Source organism: Kribbella sp. VKM Ac-2568, assembly GCF_004345365.1.
Classification (GTDB): Bacteria; Actinomycetota; Actinomycetes; order Propionibacteriales; family Kribbellaceae; genus Kribbella; species Kribbella orskensis.
In genome coordinates this window covers 1-6,110 of record NZ_SLVF01000031.1, presented here as the reverse complement: position 1 = coordinate 6,110, position 6,110 = coordinate 1, and the positions used below count along the sequence as shown (strand labels likewise).

Here is a 6,110-nt window from a genome sequence, read left to right as displayed (position 1 = left end):
CCGAACCATCGGTCGGACTCGACCACCCGGCAGGCCAGCACGGCACGGTCCGGCTCGAGCCGCTGACCGACAACTTCGAGGCCGAGCTCGTCAAGGCGGCAGAACGTGGTCAGGTCAGGACTGGTGAAGGTAGCGTGAAGCACGTCGAGGTCTTCCGGATGGGCGGCGTAGGAAACCCCCATCATCGGGAGACCTCGACCCCTACCCGGCCACAGCCCCCGCGCCGCCCGCCGCTACACCCTCAACTGCGAAGAGCCGCTAATCTCCGCGTTGTGTATGCACGGCCGCTAGCGCCAACTCGGGCCACTAGCCACGCCCGCAATCGGCCAGCGATCCTGACCAGCCACTGACCCGACGCCCCACTTACGGTGGCACCCGCTACATGAGCGACCTGGTCCATGCACCGGGAGCAAGCCGCTGCCCGCGACTACGCCAGTCGCCGCGTCCGCGAAGCAAGGGACAGTGCGAGCCGGCGGCCAGACGCCACGCGGCGGCTCGTGGCCGTTGGGATCGTGTGGAGAAGGAAGCATCCTGCTGCTGGGACCCGGCGAGGACGGCGCCCGAGCGCGGCCCGCAGTCCGGTCCGCGCGCCGAAGGCGCCCTGATCTAGAAGGAGCCACCGGGCCGCAACACAGGATCGAGTCGTGTACGCCCGCCCACCACAAGGCGTGCGATCTGACCTGACTCGTGCCACTTGGCTTAGTTACCTGGATGCTCCAGCGCGGAGAGCAGTTCTCGGGCTGCTGGGGGGATGTCGGGATCGAGGGTGAGCAGCTGGTCGTTGATCTGGATCGTCGCGGACCTGGCGGGGCGCAGCGTGTTGACCAGCTTCTTGATGGAGACTCCGGTGGTGTCTTGGAGGTGGCGGCTGATCGCGAGGGCGGCGAACACGATGGTTAGGTGCGCTTCGATGGAGTCGCGTTGATGGTGGAAGATCGGCCGGGCGCGCAGGTCGGTCTTGGCCATCCGGAAGGACTGCTCGACCTGCCACAGGTCGTGATAGGCGCCGATGATGGCGTGCCCGGTCATCGTGGTGGTCGCGATGTTGGTGACGTAGCCCTTCAGCCCGGCGAGCTGGCGGGCCCGGTCGACCAGGTCCCAGTTCACTTCTCGGTTGGCGCCGTCCAGCTTGACGAACCGGTCCTTCTTCAACGGCCGGGTGCCGTCGGCGACCTTCTCGGCCCGTTCGACCATCGCGTTGATGGCACGGTCGTCGCGCTTGCGGCGTTTGAAGGAGTACTGGTAGACGATCCGCCGTTCCCGGGCGTGTTTGCCGGTGCCCATTACCCTGCTCGATTCGAGGATCTGTCCGTCGGTGAAGTAGTCCCCGTGCCGGTCGAAATGCTCGGCCAGGCCGTAGGGCGCCTTGGTGATCCTGGACCCGACGATGAACCCGAACCCGGCGTCCTCCAGGGCGTTCAGGTTGCTCGCGGACAGCATCCCCGCGTCGGCGACCACGACCATATCGGTGACCCCGTGCCGGGCCTGGAACGCCTGCAGGACAGGGATCAGGGTGCGGGTCTCGGCCTTGTTGCCCTCGAAACAGTGCACCTCGAGCGGGAACCCGGCCGGGTCGACCAGCAGCCCGACCTGGATCTGCGGGTCCACCCGGCGTTCCTTGCTCATCCCGACCTTGCGCAGGTTGTCCTCGTTCTCGGTCTCGAAGTAGAGCGTGGTCACGTCGTACAGGACCAGCGATGCCCGCCCCGCTGCCGTCGACGCGGAGTGGCCCAGACACGCCTTCGCCAAGATGTCGCGGTAGTCCCGCTCGATGCACCTGGCCAAGGAACGAAAGATCGTGCGCAGCGACGGCCCAGCCACGCCGATGTCGTTGAGCACCCGAAGCGTGTCCGCCTTCGATGTCGGCTCGATGATCCGCGCCAGCACCAGCGCCTTGAACGCCTCATCGGCCGCCACACCGAACCCGAGCCGGTCGTACGCGGCCTCAAGCACGCCCCATAGCAGCAGCGAGGCGGTGCCAACCACCCGTCCGCCGCCGGCCGCTGCCGGCCGACGACCACCAGACCGCTCACCGGCCCCCGCACCAGGGGTCGTCGAGCCGAGCGGGAGCTCCCCGGCAGACCGACGCGTCCAGTCCGCGACATCCTCGGTACTGACCGCGGCCTCGGGCAGCGGCCCCAGGTCGAGCTCACCCTGGCCCGGATGCAGCCGCTCACGTGCCGCCGTGAGCAACAGCGCCAACTCGACATCGGTATGCGCCGACCCGATGTGCTCGACCTCCACCACGACGCCACGCACCTTGGACACGATCTGCACCGCGACCGCTCCGGACGCGGTCCGAACCCTCCGCACAAACCGCGACGCCACCCAGGCAGGCTATCCAAGCAGGATCTTAGTGACCAAAGCTGCCCGACCTCAGCGGCAAAGACGCAGGTCACCGGCCTGCCGACCGTCAAGTCAGCACGGGATGGCACGAGTCAGGTCTGATGATCTGCTGCCCCAACTCCTAAGGAAAATCCCCGCGCACGATGCGCAGGCAATCAAAAGTCTCAAGCGAACATTTGCTTCCAACAACCCTACTTCGACTGACTCTCTTGTGCGCATTGGCAAGGCGGCGCACCATGCTGAAGAAGGGGGAAGTTTGCTGCGCATGGGGGGAGCCGAGGATGGATTCGTCTGCCGACACCTCAGGCGGGCCTGCGCCGAGCGCCGACTACCCAAACGAGATTGACAGGGATCAGACCAAGCATCGCGCCAGCGACGTGCATGACGCGATCGTACTTCAGGGCGACAACAGCACTGTAACGGACAACAGGGTGACGATTGGTCCAACGACCATCAACATGGCCTCAGGCGGTCCGGTTCTGCTCAGTGCACAAACGAATCTACCACCGCCTGCACGGCGCCCGGGGTCAGTTGACCTGCGCCAATCAAAGTACACATTGCTTGATCGACGCCGCGAACGATCCTCATGCAGAGCCGACCAACCGGGCATGATCGAGCTATTTGGCGAGTACGGAATTGGGAAATCGTCACTTCTCGCTCAATTAGGTTACGATCTACAACAACGTTATCCGGCTCGATTTGCAGACGGCTTCGCGTATATGAACGCCCGGGATATCAGCTTTGATGATCTGCTCTACCAGATTTGGGCTATCTTCTGGGATATTAATGTCCCCTGGAAAGTTCAGCCCTCAACGCAGACAATGCGAATTCAGTTGCGCAATATCGACGCGCTCTTCCTGCTCGACGATCCCACCCTAAGCGAGTCGGAATTTCGGACTTTGGATACCGCGCTTGCCAATTCAACCGTCCTCTTGACTCTAGACGAAAGCATAGTCGGATCCTTTGCCAACAGCGTTTTCGTTGGCGACCTCGATGACGCATACCTGAGCAGGATGGTGAGGAAGCAATGCAAGATCCTACATGTCCCAAAGTCGGCGCTTACAAAAGAGCTTCTGGACGCCATATTGGCCGAGTCGCGCGGCAACCCTAGACGTTGCATACGAGCCGCATCAAAGGCGCTTTCACCAAGAAGAGTCCCGCAGCCGGAATACACCGCCGATGAGCGCCAGGTTGTTCTAGAGACGATCCAATCATTTTGCAGTCCAGTTCCGGTGGACGCCCTTACCCAGCTTACGAAGCTGCCAGACGCGGGCACCATAGCGGCCGACCTCGCACTTCAGGCTGAGCTTGATGCACACAGTCCTCGCTACACGTATCCTTGGCCGAAGAAACTCATCTCGACCTACGACGACCGCATCCGACATTTTGTGCTCTTCGAGTTTCTAAACGGCCAGGATCTCGTTCACCGGCCCGACCTGCGCGACCTTGCACTCGAGTTCTTCGAATGGTTCGCCGTGCATCCCTATGGGGCAGTTCCCCGCTTGATAAGGGACGCCATGCTGCCGACCGCCGAGCGTTTGGCCGCGCAACTAGCAACCGCGGGCTATATCGATCGATGGGGACGGTTGTCCAGCGCAGTTGCTCGACTAGGTAGCTCGCTGGACGACGGCAATATTGTTGCATGGGCAGACAGGAATCTGGGCGTCATCGCTATGTGCAGAGAAGACTGGATGTCGGCGCGGGAGCATTTCGGCGCGGCCATATTGCATTATGTACAGACAGCCAACGATCGCGCCGTTGATGAATGCAACGAATTCTTGCAGACCGTCATTGACGCCGGGTACGGGCCAGATGAGGGAGGTGGCTCGTCTTCAATGCGGCCATCCGACCCGCTTCTCCCGAGTACAGGAACGGCGGCAACTGGGACCGAGAGCGTAGCTGAGTCCGAGACTGAGGCGGAGACTTCGGAATTGAACCCAATAGAGGTCGAACGTGAATTGGTCCGAACCTAGGAGGCGAAGCATGGAGGATTCAGAACGCCACGCCGGCAAGAGCTACAGTGCGTCACAAATCGCCAATAGCCAAGTGCTTCAAGGCGACAATTCGACGATCAGCGTCGCGCGACTGTCATCCGACGACAATGTGGAGCTGCGCACGCTCTTCACAAAACTCGACTCGGAGATCGCCAACACGGCACTAACCGCCGCCGAACGTGAGGATGCCACGAAACAGGCCAGTGATTTGAAAGCAGCGATCACGCGCCAAGACGCGCCCGACGTAAGTCGGATGCATAGCATCGTATCGTGGTTTAAGGCTCACATCCCGACGTTAGTGGGCGCTGTTCTCAGTGTCGTCGTTAACCCGATTGTCGGCCAATTGGTTAGCGCGGGAGGTGATTTACTGGTGCAGGAATTCAATGGATATTTCGCAAAAGAGCAGCCAAAGTAGCCATTTTGCATTCCTGCCGAGTCTGCAATACACCACTTATGGAGATGGGCGCCGTAGTGCGCAGATCCGCCGTCATCCCCCTCCCAGGTTTCTACAGACGGGCCAAGGAGTGGGACATCGTGACCTATCGAGGCATTCTCGTCGCCGCCGTTGAGTGCAAGTCGCAGGTCGGGTCGTTCGGAAACAACTTTAACAACCGGACAGAAGAGGCGATCGGCAACGCGGTGTCGATCTCTGGCGTGCTATGAGGCTGGCCTCGTAGGATCGGTACGCCCGTGGCTGGGCTTCGTCTTCGTCATCGAACACTCAATCGGCTCGACAACGGCCGCCAAGGATCGGGAAGGCCTGTCTATCCGCCGGACCCCGCCTGTGACCTCTCTTCCTACACGGATAGATATCGGCTGCTGTTCGAGCGATTGGTCCGTGAGCGCCTCTACGACGCCGCCTGCCTCATCAGTTCGATCAAAGGTGAGGGAATCCACGACGAACCGGCGCTGGAGGTATCTACTCAGAATCTGACCGCGGCGATCGCAGGGCGCGTCGCCTACATCCGCGGGCTCATCTGAGAGCCCAACCCTAGTACGACAGCCGTAGTTCGTGATGTTGGGCGTGGTGGCGCGACATGGAGCCGCCACCACGTGATCATCCCGGAGTTGTGTGGAAACCAGAAGACGTGGCGGTGGCCGCGGGCAACAGCATAGACATCGGTGGGTGGCTGGCGGAGTTCGACGGCCTGATGGCGCGGATCGCGGGCCGGTTCGCGCGGGTGGAGTCGCGGTTGCTGGCGCGGGATGCCGTTGCGGGGTTGATGTCGGATTTGGCGGTGAAGAACTGCTGGACGCTGGCCGAGCACGCTGGCCACGACTCGCCTGATGGCCTGCAACACCAGGGCTCCAAAGGCCCGCGGTTCTACGACTGGGCCTGGATCACCATCGAGCCCCAGGATGCCGGCGCCCAGGGCAGTGGTGGCTGTTGATCCGGCGCAACAACGCCACCGGCGAGCTGGCCTACTACCGCTGCTGGTCGCCGGCACCCGTGCCGCTGCGCGACCTGGTCCGCGTCGCCGGCCAACGCCGGACGATCGAGGAGTCGTTCCAGGCAAGCAAGACCCTCACCGGGCTCGACCAGCACCAGGTCCGTCGCTGGACCAGCTGGCACCGGTGGACCGTCCTCGCGATGCTCGCCCACGCCTTCCTCGCCTCCGTCGCCGCGACCGAGCGAACCGAAAACCCAGCACCACAAGAAAGTTCTCTGATCGCGCTGATGTGATGAAGGAGCGGGGCCTCCGCTCCTCGTGGGTCCCCCGGCGGATGCTGGGGTTGCTCGCGTTTCACGACGAAGGAGGCCCCTGATGG

The 6,110-nt window shown here is 62.6% G+C and carries 5 protein-coding genes and 2 pseudogenes; 5 read left to right on the top strand and 2 right to left on the bottom strand.

What is annotated here, in order from left to right:
• Both EV648_RS42245 and EV648_RS42240 read right to left on the bottom strand, forming a co-directional pair.
• Positions 1 to 182: pseudogene (locus tag EV648_RS42245) on the bottom strand (hypothetical protein); the annotation flags it as partial.
• A gap of 517 nt (positions 183 to 699) precedes the next feature.
• A complete protein-coding gene (locus EV648_RS42240) occupies positions 700 to 2,328 on the bottom strand; it encodes an IS1634 family transposase (protein ID WP_199235158.1) in 1,629 nt (542 codons plus the stop codon).
• 299 nt (positions 2,329 to 2,627) lie between these two features.
• Between EV648_RS42240 and EV648_RS42235 the strand changes: the two genes are divergently transcribed.
• The 5 genes and pseudogenes from EV648_RS42235 to EV648_RS42215 all read left to right on the top strand — a co-directional run.
• Entirely contained in the window at positions 2,628 to 4,319 is a 1,692-nt protein-coding gene (locus EV648_RS42235; RefSeq protein ID WP_132302104.1) for a hypothetical protein, read from the top strand.
• Between the two features lie 10 nt (positions 4,320 to 4,329).
• Positions 4,330 to 4,755, top strand: a complete 426-nt coding sequence (locus EV648_RS42230; protein ID WP_132302102.1) for a hypothetical protein — start codon at positions 4,330 to 4,332, stop codon at positions 4,753 to 4,755.
• Positions 4,756 to 4,793: 38 nt separating this feature from the next.
• Positions 4,794 to 5,003, top strand: coding sequence for a PaeR7I family type II restriction endonuclease (locus tag EV648_RS45565; RefSeq protein ID WP_132302100.1), 210 nt, complete (start codon positions 4,794 to 4,796; stop codon positions 5,001 to 5,003).
• A 27-nt stretch (positions 5,004 to 5,030) separates the two neighbouring features.
• Positions 5,031 to 5,321 carry a PaeR7I family type II restriction endonuclease gene (locus EV648_RS45560; protein ID WP_158294243.1) on the top strand — a complete coding sequence of 97 codons (291 nt, stop codon included), beginning with the start codon at positions 5,031 to 5,033 and terminating at the stop codon, positions 5,319 to 5,321.
• Between the two features lie 323 nt (positions 5,322 to 5,644).
• Positions 5,645 to 6,000 (top strand): annotated as a pseudogene (locus EV648_RS42215) (IS701 family transposase); the annotation flags it as partial.
• Positions 6,001 to 6,110 lie beyond the last annotated feature (110 nt).

Bases quoted from the DNA above. Each gene is read 5' to 3' on its own strand.
- EV648_RS42230 (WP_132302102.1), top strand. From the start codon at position 4,330: ATGGAGGATTCAGAACGCCACGCCGGCAAGAGCTACAGTGCGTCACAA.
- EV648_RS45565 (WP_132302100.1), top strand. From the start codon at position 4,794: ATGGAGATGGGCGCCGTAGTGCGCAGATCCGCCGTCATCCCCCTCCCA.
- EV648_RS42235 (WP_132302104.1), top strand. From the start codon at position 2,628: ATGGATTCGTCTGCCGACACCTCAGGCGGGCCTGCGCCGAGCGCCGAC.